Below are 25,171 nucleotides of genomic sequence, written 5' to 3'. Positions count from 1 at the left end.
CGGGGTGCCACGATCCCGGGATGGACCTGAGGCAGACCTGGCGGCTGACCCGCCCGCCGCGCACCCTGCTGCACCTGGACTCCGCGGCGGCCGGCCGCAGCAGCTGGGCCGTGCTCGACGCGGTCGGCGCCCACCTGCGCCGGGAGGCCGAACGCGGCGGCTACGTCGCCGCCCTCGAGGCGACCGACACGCTCGAGACGGCCCGGGCGCAGATCCGCGCCCTCCTCGGCTGGTCGAGCGGCGAGGGTGTCGTCGCCTTCGTGCACAGCGCCGAGGACGCCCTGCGCCAGGTGCTGCTGCGCTGGCCCGGCGACCTGCCCGTCACCGTCGCCCACCCGCGTGGGGAGTACGGACCGAACCTGGCGGTGCTGCGGCAGCTCGGCACCGGCACCAGCGTCGTCGACGGTCCGCACCGCTGGGACCCCGAGGCCTTCGCGGCCTCCTTCGCCGCGCGGCGCCCCGACCTGGTGCACCTGACCTGGCTCGGCTCGCACGTCGGCACCGTGCAACCCCTGGCCGACGTCGTGGCCGTGTGCCGCGCGGCGGAACTGCCCGTCGTGGTGGACGCGGCGCAGGCCTTCGGCCACGTCGACACGACCGGCGCGCGCGAGGCCGACGTCGTCTACGGCACCTCCCGCAAGTGGCTCGCCGGACCCCGCGGGGTGGGGTTCGTCGCCGTCCGCGGCCCGCTGGCCGGGCGGCTGACCGCTCTGGAGCAGTCCGAGGCGACCATCGCCGGCCGCGTCGGTCTCGCGGCCGCGCTGGCCGAGCACGTGACCTTCGGGCCGGCCGCCGTCCACGCCGGGCTGGCCGCCGTCGGCGCGATGACCCGGCACCACCTGGCCGAGGCGCTGCACGGGTCCTGGGACGTCGTGGAGGACCTCGACGAACCCAGCGCGACGGTGACGCTGCGGCCCCGCCACGCCCTCGACCTCCCGGGACTGCGTGCCGAACTCATCGCCGCCGACGGCATCGTGACGACGTGCGCGGGCACCGAACGGTCGCCGCTGGAGATGACGGCCCCGGCCCTGCGGGTCAGTGGGCACCTCGACACCACGGCCGAGGACGTCGAGGCCCTGGCCCGGGCGCTGGCGCAGCGGTCTTGAACAGGCGAACCACGCGCACCGCTGCCATCGTGGGGACGGAGATCAACGACACCAGCGAGCAAGGAGGTTGATTCCATGGTGGGCAAGGTTCTGCTGCTGGCCGCGGCCGGGGCGGGGTACGTCCTCGGCGCACGGGCCGGACGTGAGCGCTACGACCAGATCAGCGACGCGGTGGGCCGGGTGTGGGGCAACCCCAAGGTCCAGCAGCGCGTGGGTGACCTCGAGGACAAGGCCGGCGGGCTGGCCAAGCAGGCCGGTTCCGTGGCGCAGGAGAAGGTCGGCGCGGCGGCGAGCTCCGTGAGCGGCACGGTCAAGGACAAGCTGAGCAGCGGCTCCGACGACGCCGGTGACGCCCCGCTGGGCGACCAGCACCACACCCGGATGCCGACCGACTGACACCCCGGGATCCCGGGTGCGGGGACAGGACGTGGCACCGACAGTGGGGACATGAGTTCTCCCACCGTCGGTGACCACGTCGTCTCGCGTCTGGGGCAGTGGGGCGCGAAGCGCTTCTACGGCTACCCCGGCGACGGCATCGGTGGCGTCATCTCCGCCGTGGGTCGGGCCGCGAGCGCCGGGGACGCCGAGTTCGTCCAGGTCCGGCACGAGGAGACGGCGGGTTTCGCCGCCACGGCCGACGTGAAGTTCGGCGGTTCCCCGCTCGGCGTCGCGGTGGTCACCTCCGGGCCCGGCGCGGTGCACGTCCTGAACGGCCTCTACGACGCCAAGCTCGACCACGTCCCCGTGGTCGCCCTGCTGGGGCAGACCGCGACGAACGCGCTGGGAACGGGCTACTACCAGGAACTGGACCTGGTGCGGCTCTACGGCGACGTCGCCGGGGAGTTCGTGTTCCAGGTGACCTCGCCCACGCAGGTGCAGCACGCGGTCGACCGCGCCGCCCGCACCGCGCTGGAACGCCGCACCGTGACGGCCGTGGTGCTGCCCAGCGACGTGCAGGACCTCGACGCCGTCCTCGAGGTGCCCGACGGTCACGGTTTCACGCACACCTCCGCCGTTCCCGGGTCGCTGCCGGGAACGCCCCGGCGCGAGGCGCTGGAGCAGGCTGCGGAACTGCTGCGCTCGGGCCGCAAGGTCGCGATCCTCGCCGGCGCCGGCGCCCTGGGGGCGACGGACGAACTCACCGCCGTGGCCGACGCGCTGGGCGCCGGGGTGGCGAAGGCGTTGCTGGGCAAGGCCGTCCTGGACGACCGGCTGGACTGGGTGACCGGCGCGATCGGCCTGCTGGGGACCCGGCCCAGCTACGACCTCATGCGCGGGTGCGACACGTTGCTCCTGGTCGGCACGACGATGCCGTACACGGAGTACTACCCCGCCCCCGACCAGGCCCGCGCCGTGCAGATCGACGTCGACGGCACCCGCTGCGGTCTGCGCTACCCCACCGAGGTGAACCTGGTGGGGGACGCGAAGGAGACCCTCGCGGCGCTGCTGCCGCTGCTGGCCGGGGCCGACCCGGACCCGTCGTGGCGGGCGGACATCGCGAGGTGGAACTCCGCCTGGCGGGAGTGGGGCCTGGAACGAGCGCGGGCGCAGGCCGAACCCCTCAACCCCGAACTGCTGGTCCGGGAGTTGTCCGACCGGCTCGAGGACGACCACCAGATCGCGGTCGACTGCGGGACGGCGACCAGCTGGTTCGCCCGCGACCTGGACCTGCGCCCGACGATGACGGCCTCGCTGTCGGGAACCCTGCTGTCGATGGGTGGCGGTCTGCCCTACGCCCTGGCGGCCAAGCAGGCCCATCCCGACCGGCCCGTGCTCGCCCTGGTCGGCGACGGGGCCATGCAGATGAACGGCATCAACGAACTCATCACCGTCGCCCAGCGCTGGCGCACCTGGACCGACCCCCGGTTCGTGGTGGTGGTGATGAACAACCGCGAGTTGTCGTTCGTGGCCTGGGAGGCGCGGGCCATGCAGGCCGAGGTGCCGTTCGACGCGGCGATGGACGTCCCCGACGTCCCCTACGGCGGCTGGGCCGAACTCCTCGGCCTCGGCGGCCGCCGGGTGCAGGATCCCGAACTCCTGGCCGGAGCGGTGCAGGAGGCGATGGCGGCGCAGCGCCCGTTCGTCCTGGACGCCGTCGTCGACCCGGACGTGCCGATGATCCCGCCGCACGTGACGCTGGAACAGGTGGTGAACACCGCCAAGTCCCAGCTGCGCGGCGACCCGGCGGCCAGGGGGATCATCGCCGAGGGGGTCCGGGAGACCGTCGGGGCGGCGGCGCGGGCCATCGGCAAGCACCGGCCGGGGCGGTCCTGGTAGGGACCGGTCCGACGGGACGGGACGTGTGCCGACCAGCGCCCGTACCTCCTTCGCAGTACGCCGGCAGCCCTCCTCCCGCGGACGCCCGCGACCGGCCTCCCCCGGCACCGTGGTCCGGTGATCACCGACAAGCGCAACGCCGGTCTGGACGTCGCCCGCGGGCTGGCGGTCCTGGGCACCTTCGCCACGAACGTCTGGGTCTTCACCCATCCCGACGGCCTGCCCGGGACGCTGTTCGCCCCTGTGACCGACGGGCTGGGATCGGCTCTGGCGCAGGCGCTTCCGCTGGGCAAGTCGCTGGCGCTGCTGAGCCTGCTGTTCGGGATCGGCCTGGAACTGCAGCGCCGGTCCGCGCTGCGACGGGGCCTGCCGTGGAACCGCACCCACCGCGTCCGCGCGCTGGTCCTCTTCGCCGAGGCGGGCGTGCACTTCCTGCTGGTCGCCGAGTTCGACGTCCTCATGGGCTACGCCGTGGCGGCGCTGCTGGCCGGGCCCGTCCTGGTCCGGCCCGACCGCACCCGCCGCCGTCTGGTCGCGGTGCTGCTGACCACCCACGTCCTCGCGCTCGGTGCGCTGGTCGTGGTCCTGTCCCGGGCGGCGACGGTTCCGGGCGGCCCGCTCGTCACCCCCTACGCGACGGGCTCCTTCTGGGAGCTGGTGGTGTTCCGGGTGGAGAACCTGGCGGTGTTCCGCACCGAACCGGTGGGTCTGCTGCTGCTGTCGACGGCCTCGTTCCTGCTCGGTGCCGGTCTCGTGCGGCGCGGGATCCTCGAGGCCGCCCGGGGCCGTGTCCTGCGCCGGCGACTGGTGGTGGCCGGTGCCGCCGGGGTCGTGCTCGAGGCGGTGTTCCTGGTCGCCGGTGGCCCGTTCGGCATCCTGCTCACGCGCTACGCCTCGGCGGTGCTCATCGCCCTCGGCGTCCTGGCGGTGGTCCTGGAGGTGCAGGGCCGGCGGCCGCAGGGACCGGGGTGGGCCGGTCGCCGGTCCGCCGAGGTCGGCCGGGCGGCGCTGAGCTGCTACGTCCTGCAGAACCTGCTCGCCTCGGCCCTGTGCTACGGCTGGGGGCTGGGGCTGGCCACCCGCTTCGGACCCGAGCACCGCTCCGTCGTGACGGCCTCGGTGTTCACCGTGGTCGCCGCTGCCGTCGTGGTGTTCGCCCACGTCCTGGCCCGGACCGGGCGGCGAGGACCGCTCGAGGCGTTCAGCGCCCGGGCTCAGCGGGCGGTCACCCCCCGTTCCCCCGAGCGGCGATCGCGTGCCGCAACGCCCGGCGCGGCAGCACGTACCAGCACACGGCGATGAGCAGCGCCACGGTGCCGCCGGCGATCCAGCCGCCGACGCGCCCCGCCACGACGTCGACGACGAGCAGCACCCCCCCGGTCACGACCACCCCGACGGTCGCCAGCCCCGCCTTCGCGAACGCCGACCCGGCCGCGACCAGCCGGGCCTTGGACCGCTGCCGGAACAGCGCGCGGTGGTACCCCACCGGGGCGATGAACAGCACCACGGCACTCACCGCGAGCAGCAGGACGACGACGTAGACCGTCTCCTGGTAGGTGTCCAGTTCCTCGAAGCGGGACTGGAACGGCAGGGTCAGCAGGAAACCGGTCAGCAGCTGCACCCCGGTCTGGACGACCCGCAGTTCCTGCAGCAGTTCGGCCCAGTTGCGGTCCAGCCGTTCGGTCGGCGTCTCGTTGCGCAGGCCGGCGTACGGGTCGTCGGGGTCGAGGTCGGGGCGGGTCACGGGACGGTCGAGACGGCGACGAGCTTGTCCACGGTGCGCAGGTTCCGGGTGGTCACGACGGGTTTCCACCGCTGGGCGGCCGCCAGCTTCGCGAAGGGGGTGCCGGTGCTGGACCCCTTCGGGCACCGCCAGTAGACGACGTCCCCGGCCAGTTCCACCGACTCGACCTCGTTCGCGGTGTGCGAGCGGTACAGCTCGGCGAGCTGCCCGGCGTCGGAGGCGAAGACGCAGTAGGGCTGGAAGGCGCCGTCGTCACGGGGAAAGGGGTACCCGCCGCCGATGGCCGCCAACCGGTCGGGGGTCAGGACGACGACCCACGCGTCGTAGCCGAACTCCTCCCGCAGGGCCCGCTCGGCCTTCTGCGCGACGTCCTCGCGGCCGAGCGCGTCGTCGGCGACGACGGTCACGTTGCCGCTGGCCAGCACGGAGCGGACACCGGTGAAGCCCGCCTGCTGCAGGCACGCCGACAGCGGAGCGCTCTTGATCGAGATCCCGTTGACGTTGACCCCGCGCAGCAGGACGACCCACCTCACGTGGTCCCCCGCAGGCCGGGCGCACCGGCCACCTCGGCGGGGGCGAGGACGTCGAGCCCGTCCATCAGAGCGGCTCGACGTCGTCCTCGTCGAGCGGCACCTCGCGGTCGTCGGCGTCGCTGTGCTCCACCAGGCTCCCGCCGGTCCCCTCGCCGACCCCCTCGCCGACCCCCTCACCGACGTCGGAGGGTTCGTACTCCTCGGCCTCGGGCCCGAATTCCGGCGTGCTCTCGCTCACGCTCCCACCTTGGCCGCTCTCTCCAGCTCGAGCAAGCGTCCTTTGGCCTCCGGGCCCCCGGCGTACTGGCCGAAGCCGCCGTCGCTGCGGACCACCCGGTGGCAGGGCACCACCAGCGGCACCGGGTTGCGGGCGCACGCGGTGCCCACGGCCCGCACCGCCCGCGGACTGCCCGCGGCCTGGGCCACCCCCGCGTAGCTGCGGGTGGTGCCGAACGCGATGCCGGACAGCACGTCCAGGACGACCCGGCGGAACCCTGCGGCCAGGGTCAGGTCCAGCGGCAGGTCGAACGCCGTGCGCTCGCCGGCGAAGTACTCCTCGAGTTCGCGGGCTGCCGCGTCCAGCCGCGCCGGGGCCCGCAGGACGCGGGGACTCACCTTGCGCGCCAGCTCCTCCAGGGCGGCGTCGTGGTCCTGCCGCTCGAAGGCGACCCGGACCAGTCCCACCTCGGTGGCCGCCAGCAGCAACGGCCCCAGGGGTGAGTCCACGACGCGGTAGGCCACGTCGAGCAGCCCCTCGGCGGCCGCCCGGTGGGCCAGGTCCTCGTGCAGGTACTCGATGTCGAGGGCGCGGGCGGGCCCGAAGAGGTCCACGGTCGGTCCTGTCACGACTCCTCCTTCCAGCTGCGCCGCAGTGCGGCGATTCCGTCGGCCGCGGCCCGGCGGGCCGCCGCGGGGGTGCCGCCCACCAGGGCGGCGATCTCGTCGTACGGGAGCCCGGCGAGGTGGTGGTAGGCCACGCACTGGCGCTGCTTGTCGGGCAGGGCCGCCACCGCCGCCCACACGTCGGCCCGGCCGTCCCCGGGGTGCTCGCCCGAACTCGCCGGGAACGGCTCGGCCACCGGCAGCGCGGCGCGGGCCTGCGAGCGCAGCACGTCGACGGCCTTGCGGTGGGCGATGGTCACCAGCCAGCCCCGCACGTCGCTGCCCGGCCGCAGCCGCGGGTAGGCGGCCATCGCCGCCAGGAACGTCTCGGACCAGGCGTCGTCGGCGGCGACCGGGCCGACGAGGGCACGGCAGACCCGCAGGACCGTCGGCCCGTACCGCTCCACGACCCGCTCGAAGGGTTCCACCGCTGTGCTCACACCCTGCCAACGCTCGCCGGGCCCCGGATGTGAGGTGTCGACCGGGAAGGATCCCTGGACAGAGTGGCACGGACCGCGACAGGCTCGGGCCATGGCTCAGCAGACCGGGATCCGGTTCGGCACCGTCGCCTTCGACACCCCCGACCCGCGGGGGCTGGCGACCTTCTACGCGGGCCTGCTCGGCTGGGACGTCGACCCGTCCTCGGACGAGGAGTGGGTGACGATCCGCGGCGGCGACGGCGGCCCGGCGATCGCGTTCCAGCTCGCCCCCGACCACGTCCCGCCGACCTGGCCGGCCGGGGAGGTGCCCCAGCAGGTGCACCTGGACCTGTACGTCGCCGACTACGACAGCACCGAGCCGAAGGCGCTGGCGCTGGGCGCCACCCCGGTCCAGGACGACACCGAGCACCCCGGCTTCCGGGTCTACACCGACCCCTCCGGCCACCCGTTCTGCCTGTGCCTCGAGAACGCCTGACCTCAGCGCAGGGGCAGCACGAGCGTCTCGCGCCGCCCGAACTCCGCCAGCCAGCTCAGCTCCTCGACGTGCCGCAGGAGCTCGGGGCCCGGGTCGGGCAGGTCGGCGAACCCGCGCCGGCGGTAGAACGGCCCGTTCCAGGCGACGTCGGCGAACGTCGTCAGCGTGAGCGCGCCGAAGCCCTCGCGGGTGCACCGCTGCACGACCGCCGCCAGCAGCGCGCTGCCCACCCCGCGCCGCGCGGCGTCGGGGTGGACCGACAGCTGCGCCAGGTACGCGAGCCCGTCGACGCGTTCCACCGACGCGAACCCCACCGGCGGTGTCCCCGCGACGAGGACGAACTCGGCGGCACGCAACTCCGGCACGGACGCCGTGTCGGGCGGCAGGTCGACGCCGACGGTGCGGAACACCGCGTCGGCCGCGAGTTCGACCGCGGGCAGGAGTTCCAGGTCGGCCTCGGTCGCCGGTCGCACCGGGTGCGTTCCCACGCCACCCACCCTAGGCGGCGCCGGTGACGGTGCGCCGCATCGTTGCCCGCGCCGAGACCGTGGTCGACCCCGACGCCTGGCCCGACCGGGTCCCGGCCGTCCGGCAGCTGCTGACCGACGGGTTCGCCTTCCCGCGCGGCGTCACGTTCCTCGTCGGGGAGAACGGCGCGGGCAAGTCCACCCTCGTCGAGGCGATCGCGGGCGTCCTGGGGGCACACGTGGAGGGCGGGACGACCCACCACCACGCCGGGCCGGAACGCGGCACGCGCAGCGACCGCTCGACGTTGCCCGAACGGCTGCGGGTGGTCCGCGGCGCCGGGGGGCTGAAGGACGCCTTCTTCCTGCGCGCCGAGACGATGCACCGGTTCTACGACTACCTCGAGGAGTCCGACCGCGACAGCCGCATCCGGGTCGACCACGGCTACCACCGGCGCAGCCACGGCGAAGGCTTCCTGGACCTGCTCGAGAGCCGCTACGTGCGCGACGCCGGCGTCGTCCTGCTCGACGAACCCGAGTCGGCGCTGTCGTTCGACAACTGCCTCGTCCTGGCCGGCGCCCTCGCCGCCATGGCGCGCGGGGGCAAGCAGGTGCTGTGCGCCACCCACTCCCCGATCGTCACCGCCGTTCCCGGGGCCCGGATCCTGCAGGTGGACGAGAACGGCCTGACGCCCGTCGGCTGGGAGGACCTGCGCATCGTGAGGAACTGGCGCTTCTTCCTGGACGCCCCCGAGAGGTTCCTGCGTCGTGTCCTGTGACCTGCCGCGGATCGTCGTGGCCAAGGCCCGTCGTGCCCCCGGCGGTGAGGCCTGGCTGCAGGACCTGCCTGCCCGGGTCGCCGCCCTCGCCGGCCGCTGGGCCCTGCGGATCGGCGAACCGCTGACGGGCGGGACCGCCGCCTGGGTCGCACGGGTCGAGCGGGCCGACGGGACGCCCGCGGTGCTGAAGCTGCCCGTGCCCGATCCGGGCAACCACCTGACGACGCGGACCCTGCTGGCCGCCGGCGGGGACGGCTACGTGCGCGTCCTGGGGCACGACGGCGACGACCTGCTGCTCGAACACCTCGGTCCGGCCCTGCACCGCTCGGGGTTCCCCGCGCGGCGGCAGCTGCGGATCCTGGCCGGACTGCTCCCCCACGCCTGGCGGGCCGGTGGGGACCCCGTCGACCCCGTGGACAAGGCCGCCGGCCTGGCGACGTTCATCACCGGACTGCTGGACGGCCCGGCCGACGCCGTCACGGCGAAGGCCCTGCAGTTCGCCGATCGTCGCTCCCGGGCGTTCCGGCCGGAGGCGGCGCTGGTCCTGCACGGCGACGCGGCTCCCTCCAACGCCCTGCTCGTCCCGGGACGCGCCGCCGAGGCGCTCTTCGTCGATCCCGACGGTTTCACGGGCGACCCGGCCTACGACTGCGGCGTGGCCCTGCGCGACTGGTCACGGGAACTGCTGGCGACCTCCCGGCCCGCCGATCTGCTGCGCAACTGGTGCCTCGACGTCGCGGCCGGTGCCGGGCAGGACCCGCAGGCGGTGTGGGAGTGGGCGTTCCTCGAACGCGTCTCGACCGGGCTGTACGTGCGCAGCCTCGGGGCCGGGGACCTGGCGGGGCCCTTCCTGGACAGCGCGCACCGGCTGCTCCCCGACGTCTGACGCGTACGGTGGGGCGATGGCACTCGCACAGGTCGCCGGTCTGGCCGTCCGCAGCTGGGGCGCACCGGGTGGCGACCAGCCGGTCGTCCTGGCCCTGCACGGGCTGACGAGCACCTCGGCCGTCTGGACCGACCTCGCCGGCCGCCTCGACGTGCCGGTGGTCGCCCCCGACCTGCCGGGCCGGGGTTTCTCCCAGGACTGCCCCGCCGGGCCGGGCCTGCCGGGTCTGGCGGCCGAGGTGCTGCGCAGCGCCGCCGAACTGGACCTGCGCGACGTCGTCGTGGTGGGGCACTCGATGGGCGCGTTCCTCGCGCCACTGGTCGCCGACGGTCTCGGGAACCGCGTCACGGGCGTGGTCCTCCTGGACGGCGGGGTCGCGCCCGAGCACTCCCCGCTGCTGAACCCGGTCCTGGTCCGGCTCCTGTTCGGGATCCAGGTGGCGCGGACGGTGCGCACGTGGCCCGACGCCGAGGCGTACGCGGCGAAGGTCGAGGGTGGGGCCGCGGCCGACCGGCCGGACCTGCACGAGGGGTTCCTGGAGTGGGCCCGCGCCGTCCTGCGGCCGCACGGTGCGGGGTTCCGGCCGAACCTGGACCGGCGCCGGCTGGTCGCCGACGCCGTGGACAGCCTGACCCGGCCACCGCACCTGCCGCTGCTGGCCGGACTGGAGGTGCCGGTGCACCTCATCACGGCCGCCCACGGCGCCCACGACGGCAGGCCGGCGTTCCTGTCCGAGAACGCGATCGCCGCCGGCAGCCGGGTCGTCCCACGGATGACGTGGGAACGCGTCGCGGCCAGTCACGCCACGATGCTGTTCGACCCGGCCGCGGCGGCGGCCGTCAGGGGGTTCCTCAGGCGGTGAGGTCCACGGGCGAGCTGATCGCCTCCGGACGCTCGCAGGTCGTCGTCAGGGTCACCGAGGTGTGCCCGTCCGCGGCCTGCTGCACCGACTCCATGATCTCCAGGACGTGCAGCGCGACCTCGTCGTTGGCGCGGTGCTGACGCCCGGCCTCCACGGCCTGCGCGAGGTCGGCCAGGCCGTACCCGCGACCGGAGTTCACGAACCCGGCGGTGACGCCGACGTCCTTCCAGTTCGACTCCGGGTCCGCGTCCGGGCCCGGGGCCGGCGCGGTCGCGGCGGAGAACAGCTCCACCGCACCCTCGAACATGTTGGGGTCCGGCACGGACAGCGAACCGCCGGTGCCGTGCACCTCGATGCGCGGCAGCCGCGCGGCCCAGGTGTCGAAGCTCATGATGAGCGTCGACAGCGCCCCCGAGGCGTGCTCGAGGATCCCGGTGATGTGGGTGTCGATCGTGACGCCGAACGACTCCCCCGCGCGCGGCCCGGACCCGATGGTCCGCTGCTGCGAGGGACGGGAGGAGGCGCCCACGACCCGCACGACCGGGCCGAGCAGGTGCACCAGCGAGGTCAGGTAGTACGGCCCCATGTCCAGCAGCGGACCGCCACCGGGCTGGTAGTAGAAGTCCGGCTGCGGGTGCCAGCGCTCGTGACCCGGGGTGGTCATGAACGCCGTCGCCGAGTGCGGGGTGCCGATCTGCCCGGCGTCCAGCAGGGCGCGGGCGGTCTGGATCCCGGTACCCAGCACGGTGTCCGGCGCGCAGCCGACCCGCACGCCGGCGGCAGCCGCGGCCTTCACCACGTCGCGACCTTCGGCGACGGTCATGGCCAGCGGCTTCTCGCCGTACACGTGCTTGCCCGCCGCGATCGCGGCCAGCGCGACCTCGGCGTGGGTGCGCGGCAGCGTGAGGTTCAGGACGACGTCCACGTCGTCGGAGGCCAGCAGCTCCTCCAGCGACAGCACCTGCGCGCCGTGTTCGTCGGCCAGCGCCTGCGCCCGCTCGGGGACGAAGTCGCTGACCGCGGTGATCTGCAGCTGCGGCAGGCGCTTCAGCGCCGCCGAGTACTGCGCGGAGATGACTCCGGCGCCGACGACGCCGACCTTCATCGGGCTGCCCACAGCAGACCCCTCTCGATGATCGTCTTGACGTTCTCGTTCTTCAGCGTGGCCGGGTCGTGGCCCGGGGTGGCCACGAACACGCGGCCCTTGCCCCACTGCCGCGTCCAGATCGCCGGCGAGGTCACCGGGCGGTTCCACGGGTCCCACTCGCGCACGGCCTGGGTGGTCGTGGCCAGGACGTCGATGTAGTCGTCGGACAGGACCCAGTACTGCTCGGTGACCAGGTCGAAGTCCTCGATGCCCGCGGTGATCTCGTGCTCCACCGGCGAGATGTTCACGGTGTACGGCATGTAGTTGTCCTGCGGGCCGCCCTCGCGCTCGTCGGGGTGCTTGCCCGGGTGGCAGCCGAACTGCCCGCCCACGAGGGTCAGGTAGTCGGAGTTGTTGCGGTAGGAGTCGGCGATCCCGCCGTGCCAGCCGGCGAAGCCGGTGCCGGCCTCGACGGCCGCGCGCAGGCCCTCGAACTCCTCCTTCTCGATGGTGTTCATCGTGTTGCACTGGACGATGAGGTCGACCGTGGCCAGGTAGTCGGCGTCGGTGTAGACCTTCGGCGTGGCGGTGGAGGCGGCCCCGAAGTCGGTGCCGAGGTCCTCGACGCGGACGGTGAAGCCGTTCGCCTCCAGGTGCGGGATGAACAGCTCGGTGGCCTCGACGGGCGAGTGCCCGTCCCAGCCGCCGCGGACGACCAGCGCTTGGCGAGTCACGGGGAAACCCTCTCGATCACTTGGAGAAGCCGGCGGTGAGGCCGGAGAGCAGCTGGCGGCGGCCGACGACGTAGAGCACGAGGATCGGCAGCGTGGTCAGGACGACCGAGGCGAGCACGGCCGGGATGTTCACCGAGTACTGACCCTGGAACGTCCACAGCGCCAGCGGCAGGACGCGCATCTCGGCGCGGTCGGTGAGGATCAGCGGCAGCAGGAAGCCGTTCCAGATCTGCAGACCCTGGTAGATCGTCACGGTGACCAGCGCGGGGCGGGTCAGCGGGAACGCCAGGCGCCACATGGTGCCCCACTCGGTCGACCCGTCCATGCGCATGGCCTCGAACAGCTCGTTCGGGACGTCGCGGACGAAGTTGCTCAGGATGAGCACCGTCAGCGGGATCGCGAAGGCGATGGAGGGCAGGATCAGCGCGCCGAACGAGTTGTACATGTTCAGCTTGATCATGATCAGGTAGATCGGGATGATCGTCGCCTGCAGCGGGATCGCCAGCCCCATGAGGAACAGCGAGTTCACCGCCTTCAGCCAGCGGCCCGAGCCGCGGACGATGGCGAAGGCCGCCATGAACGAGACGAGCACGGCCGGGACGGTCGCACCCACGGTCACGATGACCGAGTTCATGAAGTACCGGAGGAAGTCGTTCTCCAGCACCATCTTGTAGTTGTCCAGCGTCGGCGAGGACGGCGGCAGCAACGGGTTGGTGCCGAAGTAGTTCGCCGAGGTCTTGAAGCTGGTGATCACGATCCAGTAGATCGGGACCAGGACGACCAGCAGCCAGAGCCAGCCGAAGGAGCCGCCGATCCAGTTCCTGCGGGCGGTGGTGCCGTTCTTGGGTGCACCGGCGGAACGGGAGCCGCTGCGCGAGGGCGCGGTTTGGGTCGCCATCGTCAGGCCCCTTCGAGTTGGGAGTTGCGCTCACGGCCGCCCAGGCGCTGCAGGAGCTGGGCCAGGACGAGGCCGACGACGACCAGGATCACGGCGATGGCCGAGGCCGGGCCCATGAGGTTGGCGCGGAAACCGGTCAGGTACATGTCCAGGGCCAGGACGCGGGTGGCGTCGTTCGGCCCGCCGGCGGTGAGGACGAAGATCAGGTCGAAGGTGGTCAGCGACCCGACGATCATCAGCGTGGAGGACGTGATCAGGGTGTTCTTCAGCTGCGGCAGCGTGATGGAGAAGAACTGCCGCACCCGGCCGGCGCCGTCGATCTGCGCCGCCTCGTACATCGAGGTCGGGATCTGCCGGATCGCACCTTGGTAGATGAGGGAGTGGAACGGGATCCACTGCCAGGCGATGATGAAGATGACCACGCCCATGGCCAGCGTGCCCTTGCCCAGCCAGTCCTGGGTCAGGAACCCCAGGTTCAGGCCCGGTCCGAGGCCGAAGTTCGGGTCCAGCAGGGCCTTGTAGGCGATGGAGACCGCCGCGGCCGACAGCAGCAGCGGCAGGAAGAACAGCACCGCCAGCAGCGCCCGGTACTTCTGGTGCCCGGAGATGAAGACGCCGAGCAGGATCGACAGCGGGGTCTGGGCGATCCAGGACAGCACGATCACCAGGAAGGTCACCCACAGCGCGTGCGGCAGACCCGGGTCCGTGAGCACGGACCTCCAGCTGTCGAAGCCGGCGAAGTTGATGGCCCCGATGCCGTCCCAGGACGTGAAGCTCAGGAAGAGCACCCCGAACAGGGGGACGACGGCGAAGGCGACGAAGAGCAGCAGTGCGGGCAGCACCAGCCAGCCGAGCCGTCCCGTCGACGTGTGCGCCGAGGACGGGACCTTCGCCGAGACAGGGCTGGGAGCCGTGCTCACGGACGCGCTCACGAGCCGATCGCCGCGTTCATGTTGTCCGCGAACTCCTGCGGGGTGATGGCCAGGCCGAACAGCTTCTCGATGTTGTCCAGCAGCGTCTCGGCCTCGGTCGGCGACAGCGCCTGGTCCCAGGACTGCGCGAACGAGGGGGCGTTGGTGGCGAGGTCGTAGGTGAACTTCAGCCACTCCTCGTCCTCGAGCCCGGCGAACTTGGCGTCGATGCCCTTGACGATCGGGACCTCGCCGGCCTCGGTGATGTACGCCTCGGCCTCCTTCTCCTGCAGCAGACCGTCCTTGAAGAAGGCCAGCGCGATGTCCTTCTGCTCCTGGGTGGCCTTGGAGGAGATCGACACGTACTGCGCGGGGTTGCCGAAGGTGTTCATCGGGTCGCCCTTGCCGCCGGGGACGGCGGGGAAGTTCATGTAGCCCAGGTTGCCGCTGGAGACGAAGTCGCCGCCGTCGGTCTTCATGCCGCCGTAGGTCCAGGTGCCGTGCAGCATCATGGCGGCCCGGTCGGTGTACAGCAGCGCCTGGTCGGCGTTGGAGTCGGCCGTGATCGAGGCGAACCCCTGGACGAAGCCGTTGGCCTTGACCAGGTCCTGCACCTTGGTGAGCGCGTCGATCGCCTCGGGGGCGTTCCAGTTCGGCTGGCCGTTGTAGATCGACTCGAACAGCTCGGGGCCGCCGATGCGGTCGAACAGCAGCTCCAGCCACATCATGTTCGTCCAGCGCGACTGCCCGCCCAGGGAGATCGGCGCGATGCCCGCGGCGTTGAACACCGGCACCAGGGCCATGAGCTCGTCCCAGGTGGTGGGCGGCTGCGCGCCGACCTGGGTGAAGAGCTTCTTGTTGTAGAACAGCACCAGCGGCTGCACCGTCTCGGTCGGCAGGCCGTAGACCTTGTCCTCGACCGTGCCGGCCGCGAAGGCGGCGTCGAAGAGGCGGTCCTTGACCTCGGGGTTCTCCTGCAGCCACGGGGTCAGGTCGTCGACCTGGCCGGCCTCGGCGTAGTTGCGCAGCGTGCCGCCGCCCCAGCCGAAGATGATGGTCGGCGCCTGACCGGCGCCGATGGCCGTCTTGATCTTGGCCTTGTAGGCGTCGTTCTGGAACGAGCTGACGACGATCTTCTGGTCGGAGTGCGCCGAGTTCCAGTCGTCGCGGGCGCCCTGACGGATGCCCTCCTTGGGCTGGCCGGTGAGGATCCAGTCCGTGGCCTCGTTCGAGCTGGCCTGGCCCGGGCCGGAGCTGCCGCAGGACGCCAGGACGGTGGCGACCAGGGGCGTCGCGGTGGCCAGGGCCAGGAAGGACCGACGCGAAGCGCGGTTGTGATCCACAGTGATCTCCGTTGTGCCGAGCCGCTTCCCTGCGGCTGCTCCACTCCCACGACCCCGGGGCGGGGTGGTGGTGAACGAGGCCGAAAGCTTTCGACCGCGTCGTCTGCGAGGACCATAGGAGCACGGTGGTCACGCGGTCAAGTGGATCAGGAGGACCGGGTTCGCGCGAAGGCGATCCCTCTGCGGCACAAGCAGAACGTGGTCTCGAAAGCATCACGAAAACTTTCGAGAAGGCTGGCGCGGACACCTGCTGTGGCCGTAGAGTCTGCACACCGACGAGTCGAGGAGGACCCGTGCTGGACCGTCCGCACGCACACACCCGCGCCAGGGGCGGAACGACCCTGGCCACCATCGCCGCGAGCGCGGGCGTCTCGGTCGCCACCGTCTCCAAGGTCGTCAACGGCCGCGACGACGTGTCCGCGCAGACCCGCGCCGTCGTGGAGGAGCTGCTCGCCCAGCACGACTACAGCCCACCGTCGGCGCGCCGGGCCAGCACCGTGACCTCGACGGTGGAGTTCCTCATCGACGGCGACTTCTCCTCCTACGCCACGGCCATCGTCGACGGTGTCGTCGAGGCCGCCCGGGACGCCGACGCCGCCGTCGTCGTGGGCCTGCTGCGCGATCAGCGCGGCGGCCACTACGCCGCCCCGCCGCGGTCCTGGGCCAGGTCGCTGGCCGCCGCCGGCCGGACCGGGGTCATCGTGGTCACCGGGGAGCTCACCGGCGCGCACGTCGACGCCCTGGCGGGCGTCGGGATCCCGCTGGTGGTCATCGACCCGCTGAACCTGCCCCGCCGCGAGGTCACCAGCGTCGGGTCGACGAACTTCACCGGCGGGATGAGCGCCACGAACCACCTCATCGCCCAGGGCCACCGCCGCATCGCCTACGCCGGCGGGCCCCCCGGGTCGCAGTGCAACCAGGCCCGCCTGCACGGCTACCGCGCGGCCCTGGAGTCCGCGGGCCTGGAGGCGCGACCGGAGTTCATCCTCAACGAGGACTTCCAGTACGACGCCGGCCGCCGCCTCGGTGCCCGGCTGCTCGCCGCACCGGACCGGCCCACGGCCGTCGTGGGCGGGTGCGACTCCATCGCGCTGGGGATCATGGAGGCCGCCCGCTGCGAGGGGCTGCGGATCCCCGACGACCTGTCGGTGACCGGGGTCGACGACATCGAGCAGGCCTCGATGGCCGCTCCCCCGCTGACGACCGTGCGCCAGCCGCTGCGCGAGATGGGCCGCGTGGCGCTGCGCACGGTCCTGCGGATGGCCGGCGGGGAGCAGCTCGACTCCCACCACGTCGAGCTCGCGACCGAACTGGTGGTCCGGGGGTCCACCGCCCCGCCCCGCTGAGCCGGCGGTGGCACGCTGGTCGCGTGGAACGCATCGTGCTGGACACCGACCTGGCGATGGGCGCGCCCGGCAGCGACATCGACGACGGCTTCGCCCTCGCGCTGGCCCTGGGCGATCCCGGCATCACCCTGGACCTGGTGACGACGGTGGCCGGGAACACCGACGTCGCCACCGCCACGACCCTGACCCTCGAACTGCTGCACCGCTGCGGCCACCCCGGCGTCCCCGTGCACCGCGGCGCCGCCCGGGCCCTGCTGCGCCCCCACGAACGACCCGGCACCGTGCCCGGCGACGTCCCGCACCGGGAGCCGGCCGGGACCCTGGCCGCGGCCGCGCTGGTCGAGCACGTCCGGGCGCACCCCGGGCAGGTGACGCTCGTGGCGATCGGGCCGCTCACCAACGTCGCCCTGGCGGTCCGGCTGGACCCCGGCTTCGCGCGTTCGCTGCGCCGGCTCGTCGTGATGGGCGGGGAGTTCCTCGGTGGCAGCCACGACGTGACGATGCCGGGTGAGTTCAACCTGTGGTCGGACCCGGAGGCGGCGCAGATCGTGCTCGCCTCCGGCGCGCTGGTCGAGCTCGTCGGTCTCGACGTCACCCGGCTGGTCCGGACCTCCCGCGCCGAGGCCGAGGAGATGGCCCGCAGCGAGCGTCCGTTCACCGCCTTCGCCGGCCGGTGCACCGCCGCCTGGATCGACCAGCTGGACCCGCGCCACGCCGTCCCGGCGGGAACCTGCGCGCTGCACGACCCGCTCGCCGTGGCTGCCGTCACCCGCCCCGACCTGCTGACCTGGCGCGAGGCGCGCGTGGAGGTCGAGACGGGTGACCGTCTGCGCGGTGTGGTGGTCACCGACTTCGAGGCGGTCCCACCCAACGCCCGCGTGGCGGTCGCCGTCGACGCCGAGGGTTTCCGTGACCACCTCCGGAAGGGTCTGGCCGCCCTCGGCTGAACGGGCGGCGATGATTCCGGCGCCCGGAACCGGTCCACCAGAACGACACGTCCTCCGACCACACGTCCGCACCCGGGAAGGAACCCCCACCATGCGCCAGCTCATCGTCACCGCCTTCGTCTCCCTCGACGGGGTCGTGGAGGCCCCGGGTGGCGAACCCGGGTACCGGAACTCCGGCTGGACGTTCAAGGACGTCGAGTTCGACGAGGCCGCCTACGAGATCAAGGACCGCGAACAGCACGAGACGACGGCCCTGCTGCTCGGCCGCACCAGCTACGAGGCCTTCGCCCCCGTCTGGCCCACGATGGAGGAGTTCGCCGAGTACAACGCGATGCCCCGCTACGTCGTGTCGACCACGCTGCAGCGGGCCGACGACCGGTGGCCGGCGACCATCCTGCGCTCGCTCGACGAGGTCGCCGCGCTCAAGGAGACCGACGGCGGCCCGATCGCGGTGCACGGCAGCGCAACGCTGGGCCGTTCGCTGGCCGACGCCGGTCTCGTCGACCGCTACCACCTGCTGGTGTTCCCGGTGCTGCTCGGCGCCGGGAAACGTTTGTGGAGCCAGACCGACAAGGACAGGCAGCCGCTGACGGTGGTGGAGTCCCAGACGTTCCCGAACGGCATCACGAAACTCGTCTACGACGTCCGGAAGTGATCGCGGGAACCTCCGCACCGCCGTCCGCGTCGGAGGGGTCGGTCGTCCACGGCCCCTCCGCCGGACGGCGGAGTCATGACGCCTTGGACCGGATCTGCCCGCGCAACAGGACGGGAACCTGACGCCTGCCCGTTTCCCGGCCGCCCCCGCCTGCCAGCAACCCCCCCGGGGGAGTGCTGCGGCGCTCCCCCAGTGGTAGCAAGTTCCCCGACGGGTCGACGTCGACCCGTCGCGAAGGACCGACGCGGGGGCGTTCATGAGCAACTTCCACCACGCAGCTGACACAGCTGACACACCCGACGAACCGGCGCACACCGGCAGTCCTGCCGGACCGGCGAACAGCGGGGGCGGGTCATGACGAAGGACCGGACGGGCCCAGTCCGCCGGCTCGTGGTCGCTCCCCACTGCGACGACGAGGTGCTGGGGTGCGGAGGCCTGCTGGCCAAGTACACCGGGGAGTGCGGGGTCGTGGTCCTCGCCGCACCCGACCGGGTGCGCAGCAAGGAGTTCGACGAGGCGCGCGAGGTCCTCGGCTACTCCGCGTCCTGGCTGCTGGACCTGCCCGACGGTTCGGTGGGCACCGACATGACGGCCCTGGTCGGGATGATCGACCACGTCGTCGACGAGTGCCGCCCGCAGGAGGTCTACCTGCCCTTCCCCTCGCTGCACCAGGACCACGTCGCCGCCTACGAGGCGGGGATGCGGGCGTCCAGGATGGCGATGGGAACACGTCACTGGTTCACACCCACGGTGCTCATCTACGACGTGGCGGCCTACGACCTCGTGCTGTACCCCAGCGACCTGCGCTGGAACCACTTCGAGTCGCTGACCGAGGCGCAGGTCGACCTGAAGGCCGAGGCGTTCAGCTGCTACCAGTCGCAGCTGGCCGCCGGACCGCACGCCGCCAACGAGATGAAGACCACCGCGCGGTCCCTCGGCAGCCAGCGGCAGATCGCCTTCGCCGAGCAGTACGCCCTCGTGCGGACGATCCGCTGACCGCACGAGAACCCGATCGTCGCACCACCCGCCGGGGTCCGAACCGGCCCGGTGCGACCTCGACAGGTTCCGAACAGCACCGAGGAAACGTTCCAGGGGGAACAGTGATCGTCGCGAGCCACCAAGCGGATCTCCTGCCCTACTCCGGCTTCTGGTACAAGATGGCCAAGGCCGACCTCTTCGACCTGAAGATCTTCGACCAGTTCGTCGACCGCGGGTACCAGCGCCGGGTGAAGATGCGCGGGACCTGGGCCTCGATCCCCGTGGTCGGCAACCCCAAGTACATCCCGATCTGCGACGTGCGGATCGATCCGGTCGAATCGCCCCGGGCCCTCGCCCGGCTCATCCGCGGTCGCTACCGAGGGTCCAGGCACTGGGACGAGTACGGCCCCATGCTCGAGGACGCCGTCCTGTCGATCCACACCGACCGGCTGTGGCACTTCAACGTGGAACTCATCCTGCTCGTGCGAGACGTCCTGTCCATCCGCACTCCCCTGTCGGTCAGCGTGCCGACGGAGGGGCGCGGCAGCGTCGGGCTGGTGAGCGTCCTGCGGACGTACGGCCGTCCGACGTACCTGTCGGGCAACGGGGCGCGTGCGTACATGGGTGACTGCCGCGAGTTCGACGAGGCGGGGATCCCGGTGGTCTGGTCCGCGCACGCACCGGCGACGGAGGACTCGATCCTGTCGGTGCTCATGGACCACGACGACCCGATGCAGGTCGTCCTGGCCGAACACCAGACCGAGCACCAGACCGGGCACCACGTCGAGCACCACGTCGAGCACCACGTCGAGCGCGAGGCGGTCACGGCATGAGCCGCGTGGTGGTGGTGGGGCTGGGTTACGTCGGGCTGCCCCTGGCCGTGCGGGCAGCGCAGGTCGGGCACCAGGTGCACGGCCTGGACCTGGACCGCACGAAGGTCGAGGCGCTGGTGGCCGGGCGCTCGTACGTGGAGGACGTCACCGGCGAAGAACTGCAGGAGGTCCTGGCGAGCGGGCACTTCCACGCCCGCTCCGCCCCCTCGCCGGAGGTGCTGCACTTCGACGTGGGCGTCATCGTGGTGCCCACGCCCCTGCGCGACGGCAGACCGGACCTCTCCCACGTCGAGGGGGCGGGGCGGACGCTGGGCCGTCTGCTGCGCCGGGGCGCCACCGTCGTCCTGGAGAGCACGACCTACCCGGGCACGACCGAGGGACTGCTGGCCCGGGCGCTGGAGGAGGAGAGCGGCCTGGTCGCCGGCCGCGACTTCCACCTGGGTTTCTCCCCCGAGCGCATCGACCCCGGGAACCGGGAGCACACGCTCGTCAACACGCCGAAGCTGGTCTCGGCGACGACCGCCGCCGGGCTCGTCACGGTGAAGGAGTTCTACGACTCCCTGGTCGAGCGCACCGTCCCGGTGAGCAACCCGCGGACGGCGGAGATCACCAAGCTCTACGAGAACATCCAGGCCAACACGAACATCGCCCTCGTCAACGAGGTGGCCGAACTGTGCCGGCTGCTGGACATCGACGTGTGGGAGGTCGTGGACGCCGCGATGACGAAGGGCCACTCGATGGGCCACTGGACCCCCGGCCCCGGGGTGGGCGGCCACTGCCTGCCCATCGACCCGATGTACCTGGCGTGGCTGGCGCGCGAGGAACTCGGCAGACCGTTCCGGTTCGCCGAGCTGGCGCAGCAGGTCAACGGGGAACGTCCCGTCCTCGTCGCCGAACGGGCCCGCGCCCTGCTGGGGGGGACCGGCGGCCGTGTCCTGGTGCTGGGCACCGCCTACAAGCCGAACGTCGGCGACGTCCGCGAGAGCCCGGCGGTCGACGTGGTCCGCGAGCTCCAGGGCCGGGGGCTCGACGTGACGGTGGTGGACCCGCACGTGGAGAGGTGGTCCATGACGCCGGTGCTGACCCTGGAGGAGATGCTCCCCTCGTTGCCCTCGTTCGACCTCGTGGTGCTGGTGACCGACCACGACGACTTCGACTACGACAAGATCGCCTCGGAGGCGCGGCTGGTGCTGGACTGCCGCCACGCCGTCCGGGGCTCGAGCAACGTCGTGCGGCTGTGAGGCGGCGCCCCGCCCCTCTCGCCGCCCCTCTCGCCGTTCTGCTCGCCGCTCTGTTCGCCGTCGTCGCCGTCGCCGGGCTGCCCGCGGCGGCGGCGGACCCGGGGGCGCCGAAGCCCCCGGTGCCGGACGCCGTGGTCGGGCCGGCCGCCCCCCGGCCTGGGGAGACCGTGGTGTCCCTGACCTTCGACGACGGTTTCAAGACCCAGGAGGCCGCGGCCGAGGTGCTCGCCGGCAGGGGCATGCCGGGGACCTTCTACGTCAACGCGGGCTCGCTGGGGTACCCGGCGTACCTCACGGTGGACCAGGTGCGCGGCATCGCCGCCATGGGGCACGAGATCGGCGGCCACGGCCTCGACCACGACCGGCTCACCGAGATGCCTCCCGCGGCCGTCCGGGCGCAGGTGTGCGTCGACCGGGCGACGCTCGCCGCGCTCGGTCTCGACGTGCGCAGCTTCGCCTACCCGTACGGCGCCGTCAGCGAGCAGGTGCGGCAGGTGGTGCAGGACTGCGGGTACAGCAGCGCCCGGGCGGCCTCGGGGCTGTGGGACTCCCCGACCGAGTGCGACTCCTGCCCACGCGCCGAGGACCCGGCGACCATGGACACCTGGAAGATCCGCACCAGCGGCACCGCGACGACGCCGGACCTGCTCCGGCAGCGCGTCGAGCAGGCGGAGCAGGCGGGCGGCGGCTGGGTGCCCCTGGTGTTCCACCACGTCTGCACGTGCCCGGAGAAGGCGGAGGCCGGGATCAGCCCCGGGGACTTCACGGCCTTCGTCGAGTGGCTGGCGGCGCGGCCGGCCGGCACCCGCGTCGCCACGGTGGCCCAGGTCGCCGGTGGCGATCCGCGGCCCGTGGTGGGCGCACCGCTCCAACGGATCGTCGCGGGGCCGGCCGCCCCGGCGTCCTCACGCCGGGTGGCCTTCTCGGTCGCCGGCGTCCAGATCAGCCAGTCGAACGTGATCGTCGCGGGGCTCGTGGTGGCCACCGGTGCACTGGTCGCGTACCGCTTCGGGACGAGGGGCAAGCGCTATGCAGGGCGCAAGGGGTAGGCACATCGACATCGCGCGGCCACTGCGCTTGCGGGTGCGGCCGGGCGGCGGGTACGCCCCCGAGCACGTCGCGCGGGCCCGCCCGGTGCGGGCCTCGCGCACCACTCGCCGGAGCAGACCGCTGCAGGGCCGCCGCCGGGCGCTGGCGCTGCTGGCTCCCGTGCTGTTCGTGGTGTACGTGGTGAGCAGCTACGTCCAGTGGGCCTCGGCGGACGTCGCCTTCCTCGTCACCTTCTTCGCCTGCAACGCGGTGCTGGTGACCTGCTTCCTCATGGCGGGGATCTTCTGGCGCAGCTTCACCCACCTGCCGCCCGCGCACGGCAGGGTGCTGTGCGTCGTGCCGGTCTACAACGAGGAGGACCACCTCGTGCACGCGGCGGTGCGGGCGCTGCTGCGGCAGACGATCCTGCCGGACGAGATCCACGTCGTCGACGACGGGTCGGTGACCCCGGTGGGGACCTTCGACGACCCGCTCGTGCACTGGCACCGGACCGCGAACGCGGGCAAGCGCCACGCGCAGGCCCACGTCCTGCGCATGTTCCCCGCCCACGAGTTCGACTTCGTGCTGACGGTCGACTCCGACTCGGTGCTCGACGAGGACGCCCTCGAGCGCATGCTCGAGGCGATGAGCGACGAACGGGTCCAGGCGTGCACCGGCATGATCCTGATGCGCAACTGGAACGTGAACTTCCTGACCCGCCTGACGGACATCAACGTGGTCACCAGCTGCCTGCTGTTCCGGACCGTCCGCTCCTGGCTCGGCATCGTCTCCCCGACGAGCGGGGCCATCGCCCTGTACCGGGCGGCCGTGGTCTACGACAACCTGGAGGACTACGTCACCTCGGGGACCGCCGGCGACGACCGGCGCCTGTCGTTCTACGCGCTGATGCGGGGTCAGGTCGTGGGCGTCAACGAGGCGGTCGTGGAGACCCAGCTGCCCACCACCTGGGACGGGGCCTTCCGCCAGCGCATGCGGTGGTCGAAGTCGGCCTGGCTGGGAACCGGGTTCGTGTGGACCAACCTGCGCTGGCTGGTGGTGCTCTTCTACACGTTCCCGCTGGTCTTCGCCCTCCTGTGGCCCCTGACGGTCACGGTGCTGACGACGCTGTCCGTGCGCTACGGCAGCCCGGCCCTGCTGTACGGGATCCTGTTCTGGGTGGTCTGCGCGGTGACGCAGACGGCGGTCTACGCCGTCTACCGGCCCGACCTGCCCCTGCGCCAGCGCCTGCTGCAGTGGGCCCTGTCGCCCGTGTACCCGGTCTTCGGGCTGGTGGTCCTGCGGCCGGCCGCCTACGCCGCGCTGACCAAGCTGCGCTCGACGAGCTGGCACACCCGCGACGTGCCACCACCGCCCGCGAAGGGCGCCGGGGTGATCGCCGCACGCTCCTCGTCGTGAGGCGCGAACCGGGTCCAGGGCCCGTTCCGGGGAGTGACGCAGGTCACGAAGAAATCTCTAAAGAATCACGAACGACCGCTCAGAACCCGGCGCTGACCCCCGATAGGGGGTCATGGCAACTTTCAGCACGCCTTCGCACGCTTCGCAGCTCTCCCGTCGCAGCCTCCTCGCCTTCCTCGGCTCGGGGGCCGCGGTGGCGGCGTCCGTGACGTGCCTCCCTCGCGCACAGGCTGCAGCAGCGGGCTTCCGCGAGGTCCTCACCAGCATCCCCGGACTGACCCACTACTACCCCCTCGACAGCGCGAACCAGGCCGAGGACGTGGTCGGCGGTGTCAACGGCACCGTGCACGGCAACGTCTCCTTCGACACCAACGCCCGCTTCGACGGCAAGAGCTACATCGAGCTCCCCGACCACGACGACTTCTCGGTGGCCAGCAAGGGCGCCCTGACGATTATCGCCTTCAACACCATCGACGACTGGAAGGGCGCCGGCGCGTCCGAGTACGTGCACTGGATGGGCAAGGGCGTCGGCGGTGCCCACGAGTGGGTGTTCCGGCACTACGTCCAGGGTGGTTCCGGCGAAGCCGGCAGCCGCCAGTACCGGACCAGCTTCTACCACTTCAACGCCTCCGGCGGCCTGGGCGCCGGGTCCTACTTCCAGGACCCCGACGCGGCCGGGACCGAGCGCATGGTGACCGGCATGGTCGACGGCAGCACGATCTCCATGTGGAAGAACGGCGAGCAGCGCGACTCCGACCCGCTGTCGGGCTACAGCATCAAGCCCAGCAACACCTCGACCCCGGTCCGCCTGGGCACCCGCGACATGTCCACCGGTTTCCTGGTGGGCCGGCTGCGCCGGGTGGCGTTCTTCAACCGCAAGCTGACCCAGGCCGAGCTGAAGAAGATCTACGACGCGCGGAACCTGCCCGAGGGCGGCGGATCCGGCGCGGCGGCGCCGGCCCCGGTGGCGACGGCGGCTCCCGTAGATCCGGCGCCGGCGAACTCCCAGGACTCCGCCGTCCACATCGGGGACGCCTCGTACCCCCTGACGGGTTCCGACGTCCGCCGCACCACGGACGCGCTCGTGGCCTACACGAAGGCGGGTTCGTCGACCGGGACGAACGAGTGGGGCACCGAGGTCGTCGTCAAGGACGGGCGCGTGGTCAGCGTCTCGACGCGCAAGCCGGGCATCCGCGTCCCCTCGGGCGCCGTCGTCCTCAGCGGTCACGGCAAGGCCCGCACCTGGCTGGACGCGCACGCCAAGGTCGGCGCATCCGTGACGGTTCCCCGGCAGTAGTCCGTCCC

The 25,171-nt window shown here is 72.3% G+C and carries 28 protein-coding genes; 17 read left to right on the top strand and 11 right to left on the bottom strand.

Annotated features, from left to right (window positions below; all coding sequences use genetic code 11):
• Positions 1–20: 20 nt before the first annotated feature.
• From ACRYR2_RS01280 to ACRYR2_RS01265, 4 genes are all read left to right on the top strand, one after another.
• The gene (locus tag ACRYR2_RS01280) at positions 21–1,106 is read left to right on the top strand and encodes an aminotransferase class V-fold PLP-dependent enzyme (RefSeq protein WP_432560997.1); all 1,086 of its coding nucleotides are present in this window, start codon (positions 21–23) and stop codon (positions 1,104–1,106) included.
• A gap of 75 nt (positions 1,107–1,181) precedes the next feature.
• Positions 1,182–1,502 (top strand): hypothetical protein, encoded by a 321-nt coding sequence (locus tag ACRYR2_RS01275; protein WP_432560996.1) that lies wholly within the window; start codon positions 1,182–1,184, stop codon positions 1,500–1,502.
• Between the two features lie 51 nt (positions 1,503–1,553).
• Positions 1,554–3,383 (top strand): thiamine pyrophosphate-requiring protein, encoded by a 1,830-nt coding sequence (locus tag ACRYR2_RS01270; RefSeq protein WP_432560995.1) that lies wholly within the window; start codon positions 1,554–1,556, stop codon positions 3,381–3,383.
• Between the two features lie 117 nt (positions 3,384–3,500).
• Positions 3,501–4,685, top strand: coding sequence for a DUF418 domain-containing protein (locus ACRYR2_RS01265; RefSeq protein ID WP_432560994.1), 1,185 nt, complete (start codon positions 3,501–3,503; stop codon positions 4,683–4,685).
• Here ACRYR2_RS01265 and ACRYR2_RS01260 read toward each other — a convergent pair.
• From ACRYR2_RS01260 to ACRYR2_RS01240, 5 genes are all read right to left on the bottom strand, one after another.
• Positions 4,609–5,127: a DUF6328 family protein gene (locus tag ACRYR2_RS01260; RefSeq protein ID WP_432560993.1), complete on the bottom strand. Its 519-nt coding sequence runs from the start codon at positions 5,125–5,127 to the stop codon at positions 4,609–4,611. The two genes, ACRYR2_RS01265 and ACRYR2_RS01260, sit on opposite strands and share 77 nt — an antisense overlap.
• Positions 5,124–5,660, bottom strand: a complete 537-nt coding sequence (locus ACRYR2_RS01255; protein WP_432560992.1) for a DUF1697 domain-containing protein — start codon at positions 5,658–5,660, stop codon at positions 5,124–5,126. Before ACRYR2_RS01255 ends, ACRYR2_RS01260 begins: the two co-directional genes overlap by 4 nt.
• A 64-nt stretch (positions 5,661–5,724) precedes the next feature.
• Positions 5,725–5,898: a hypothetical protein gene (locus ACRYR2_RS01250; RefSeq protein ID WP_432560991.1), complete on the bottom strand. Its 174-nt coding sequence runs from the start codon at positions 5,896–5,898 to the stop codon at positions 5,725–5,727.
• Positions 5,895–6,506, bottom strand: coding sequence for a methylated-DNA--[protein]-cysteine S-methyltransferase (locus tag ACRYR2_RS01245; protein WP_432560990.1), 612 nt, complete (start codon positions 6,504–6,506; stop codon positions 5,895–5,897). Before ACRYR2_RS01245 ends, ACRYR2_RS01250 begins: the two co-directional genes overlap by 4 nt.
• Positions 6,503–6,982, bottom strand: coding sequence for an RNA polymerase sigma factor (locus tag ACRYR2_RS01240; RefSeq protein ID WP_432560989.1), 480 nt, complete (start codon positions 6,980–6,982; stop codon positions 6,503–6,505). Before ACRYR2_RS01240 ends, ACRYR2_RS01245 begins: the two co-directional genes overlap by 4 nt.
• Before the next feature lie 91 nt (positions 6,983–7,073).
• Here ACRYR2_RS01240 and ACRYR2_RS01235 point away from each other — a divergent pair, with 91 nt between their 5' ends.
• Complete coding sequence (locus ACRYR2_RS01235; RefSeq protein ID WP_432560988.1) at positions 7,074–7,457, top strand: VOC family protein; 384 nt, start codon at positions 7,074–7,076, stop codon at positions 7,455–7,457.
• 2 nt (positions 7,458–7,459) lie between these two features.
• Here the strand turns inward: ACRYR2_RS01235 and ACRYR2_RS01230 are convergent, their stop codons facing one another.
• On the bottom strand, positions 7,460–7,945 hold the full coding sequence (locus ACRYR2_RS01230) for a GNAT family N-acetyltransferase (protein ID WP_432560987.1): 486 nt from the start codon (positions 7,943–7,945) through the stop codon (positions 7,460–7,462).
• 29 nt (positions 7,946–7,974) lie between these two features.
• Between ACRYR2_RS01230 and ACRYR2_RS01225 the strand changes: the two genes are divergently transcribed.
• Genes ACRYR2_RS01225 through ACRYR2_RS01215 form a run of 3 tightly spaced genes read left to right on the top strand, consistent with a single transcriptional unit; the run spans position 7,975 to position 10,448 of the window.
• Positions 7,975–8,700 (top strand): AAA family ATPase, encoded by a 726-nt coding sequence (locus ACRYR2_RS01225; protein ID WP_432560986.1) that lies wholly within the window; start codon positions 7,975–7,977, stop codon positions 8,698–8,700.
• Positions 8,690–9,586, top strand: a complete 897-nt coding sequence (locus ACRYR2_RS01220) for an aminoglycoside phosphotransferase family protein (protein WP_432560985.1) — start codon at positions 8,690–8,692, stop codon at positions 9,584–9,586. Before ACRYR2_RS01225 ends, ACRYR2_RS01220 begins: the two co-directional genes overlap by 11 nt.
• A 16-nt stretch (positions 9,587–9,602) precedes the next feature.
• Complete coding sequence (locus ACRYR2_RS01215; RefSeq protein ID WP_432560984.1) at positions 9,603–10,448, top strand: alpha/beta fold hydrolase; 846 nt, start codon at positions 9,603–9,605, stop codon at positions 10,446–10,448.
• Here the strand turns inward: ACRYR2_RS01215 and ACRYR2_RS01210 are convergent.
• Genes ACRYR2_RS01210 through ACRYR2_RS01190 form a run of 5 tightly spaced genes read right to left on the bottom strand, consistent with a single transcriptional unit; the run spans position 10,438 to position 15,421 of the window.
• On the bottom strand, positions 10,438–11,565 hold the full coding sequence (locus ACRYR2_RS01210) for a Gfo/Idh/MocA family protein (protein ID WP_432560983.1): 1,128 nt from the start codon (positions 11,563–11,565) through the stop codon (positions 10,438–10,440). The two genes, ACRYR2_RS01215 and ACRYR2_RS01210, sit on opposite strands and share 11 nt — an antisense overlap.
• Entirely contained in the window at positions 11,550–12,269 is a 720-nt protein-coding gene (locus ACRYR2_RS01205; RefSeq protein WP_432560982.1) for a ThuA domain-containing protein, read from the bottom strand. Before ACRYR2_RS01205 ends, ACRYR2_RS01210 begins: the two co-directional genes overlap by 16 nt.
• A gap of 16 nt (positions 12,270–12,285) precedes the next feature.
• A complete protein-coding gene (locus ACRYR2_RS01200; RefSeq protein WP_432560981.1) occupies positions 12,286–13,167 on the bottom strand; it encodes a carbohydrate ABC transporter permease in 882 nt (293 codons plus the stop codon).
• Positions 13,168–13,169: 2 nt separating this feature from the next.
• Positions 13,170–14,087, bottom strand: a complete 918-nt coding sequence (locus ACRYR2_RS01195) for a carbohydrate ABC transporter permease (protein WP_432561136.1) — start codon at positions 14,085–14,087, stop codon at positions 13,170–13,172.
• Between the two features lie 8 nt (positions 14,088–14,095).
• Positions 14,096–15,421 carry an extracellular solute-binding protein gene (locus ACRYR2_RS01190; protein WP_432560980.1) on the bottom strand — a complete coding sequence of 442 codons (1,326 nt, stop codon included), beginning with the start codon at positions 15,419–15,421 and terminating at the stop codon, positions 14,096–14,098.
• 293 nt (positions 15,422–15,714) lie between these two features.
• On the opposite strand from ACRYR2_RS01190, the gene ACRYR2_RS01185 reads away from it, so the two are divergent.
• The 9 genes from ACRYR2_RS01185 (at position 15,715) to ACRYR2_RS01145 (ending at position 25,163) form a co-directional block, all read left to right on the top strand.
• Positions 15,715–16,767, top strand: a complete 1,053-nt coding sequence (locus tag ACRYR2_RS01185) for a LacI family DNA-binding transcriptional regulator (RefSeq protein ID WP_432560979.1) — start codon at positions 15,715–15,717, stop codon at positions 16,765–16,767.
• Between the two features lie 23 nt (positions 16,768–16,790).
• A complete protein-coding gene (locus ACRYR2_RS01180) occupies positions 16,791–17,714 on the top strand; it encodes a nucleoside hydrolase (protein WP_432560978.1) in 924 nt (307 codons plus the stop codon).
• 91 nt (positions 17,715–17,805) lie between these two features.
• Entirely contained in the window at positions 17,806–18,369 is a 564-nt protein-coding gene (locus tag ACRYR2_RS01175; RefSeq protein WP_432560977.1) for a dihydrofolate reductase family protein, read from the top strand.
• Positions 18,370–18,723: 354 nt separating this feature from the next.
• On the top strand, positions 18,724–19,365 hold the full coding sequence (locus tag ACRYR2_RS01170) for a PIG-L deacetylase family protein (RefSeq protein ID WP_432560976.1): 642 nt from the start codon (positions 18,724–18,726) through the stop codon (positions 19,363–19,365).
• Positions 19,366–19,469: 104 nt separating this feature from the next.
• Positions 19,470–20,180, top strand: coding sequence for a WbqC family protein (locus ACRYR2_RS01165; RefSeq protein ID WP_432560975.1), 711 nt, complete (start codon positions 19,470–19,472; stop codon positions 20,178–20,180).
• Positions 20,177–21,421 carry a nucleotide sugar dehydrogenase gene (locus tag ACRYR2_RS01160; RefSeq protein WP_432560974.1) on the top strand — a complete coding sequence of 415 codons (1,245 nt, stop codon included), beginning with the start codon at positions 20,177–20,179 and terminating at the stop codon, positions 21,419–21,421. The genes ACRYR2_RS01165 and ACRYR2_RS01160 overlap by 4 nt, the downstream gene beginning before the upstream one ends.
• Positions 21,418–22,470, top strand: coding sequence for a polysaccharide deacetylase family protein (locus tag ACRYR2_RS01155; RefSeq protein ID WP_432560973.1), 1,053 nt, complete (start codon positions 21,418–21,420; stop codon positions 22,468–22,470). The genes ACRYR2_RS01160 and ACRYR2_RS01155 overlap by 4 nt, the downstream gene beginning before the upstream one ends.
• Positions 22,451–23,866 (top strand): glycosyltransferase family 2 protein, encoded by a 1,416-nt coding sequence (locus ACRYR2_RS01150; RefSeq protein ID WP_432560972.1) that lies wholly within the window; start codon positions 22,451–22,453, stop codon positions 23,864–23,866. Before ACRYR2_RS01155 ends, ACRYR2_RS01150 begins: the two co-directional genes overlap by 20 nt.
• 205 nt (positions 23,867–24,071) lie before the next feature.
• Entirely contained in the window at positions 24,072–25,163 is a 1,092-nt protein-coding gene (locus ACRYR2_RS01145; protein WP_432560971.1) for a LamG-like jellyroll fold domain-containing protein, read from the top strand.
• Positions 25,164–25,171 lie beyond the last annotated feature (8 nt).

The sequence above is a fragment of the Kineococcus deserti genome (assembly GCF_050871945.1).
In the GTDB taxonomy this organism is placed as follows: Bacteria; Actinomycetota; Actinomycetes; order Actinomycetales; family Kineococcaceae; genus Kineococcus.
The sequence above is the reverse complement of the archived record's forward strand: the minus strand, read 5'-3'. Positions and strand labels throughout refer to the sequence as shown.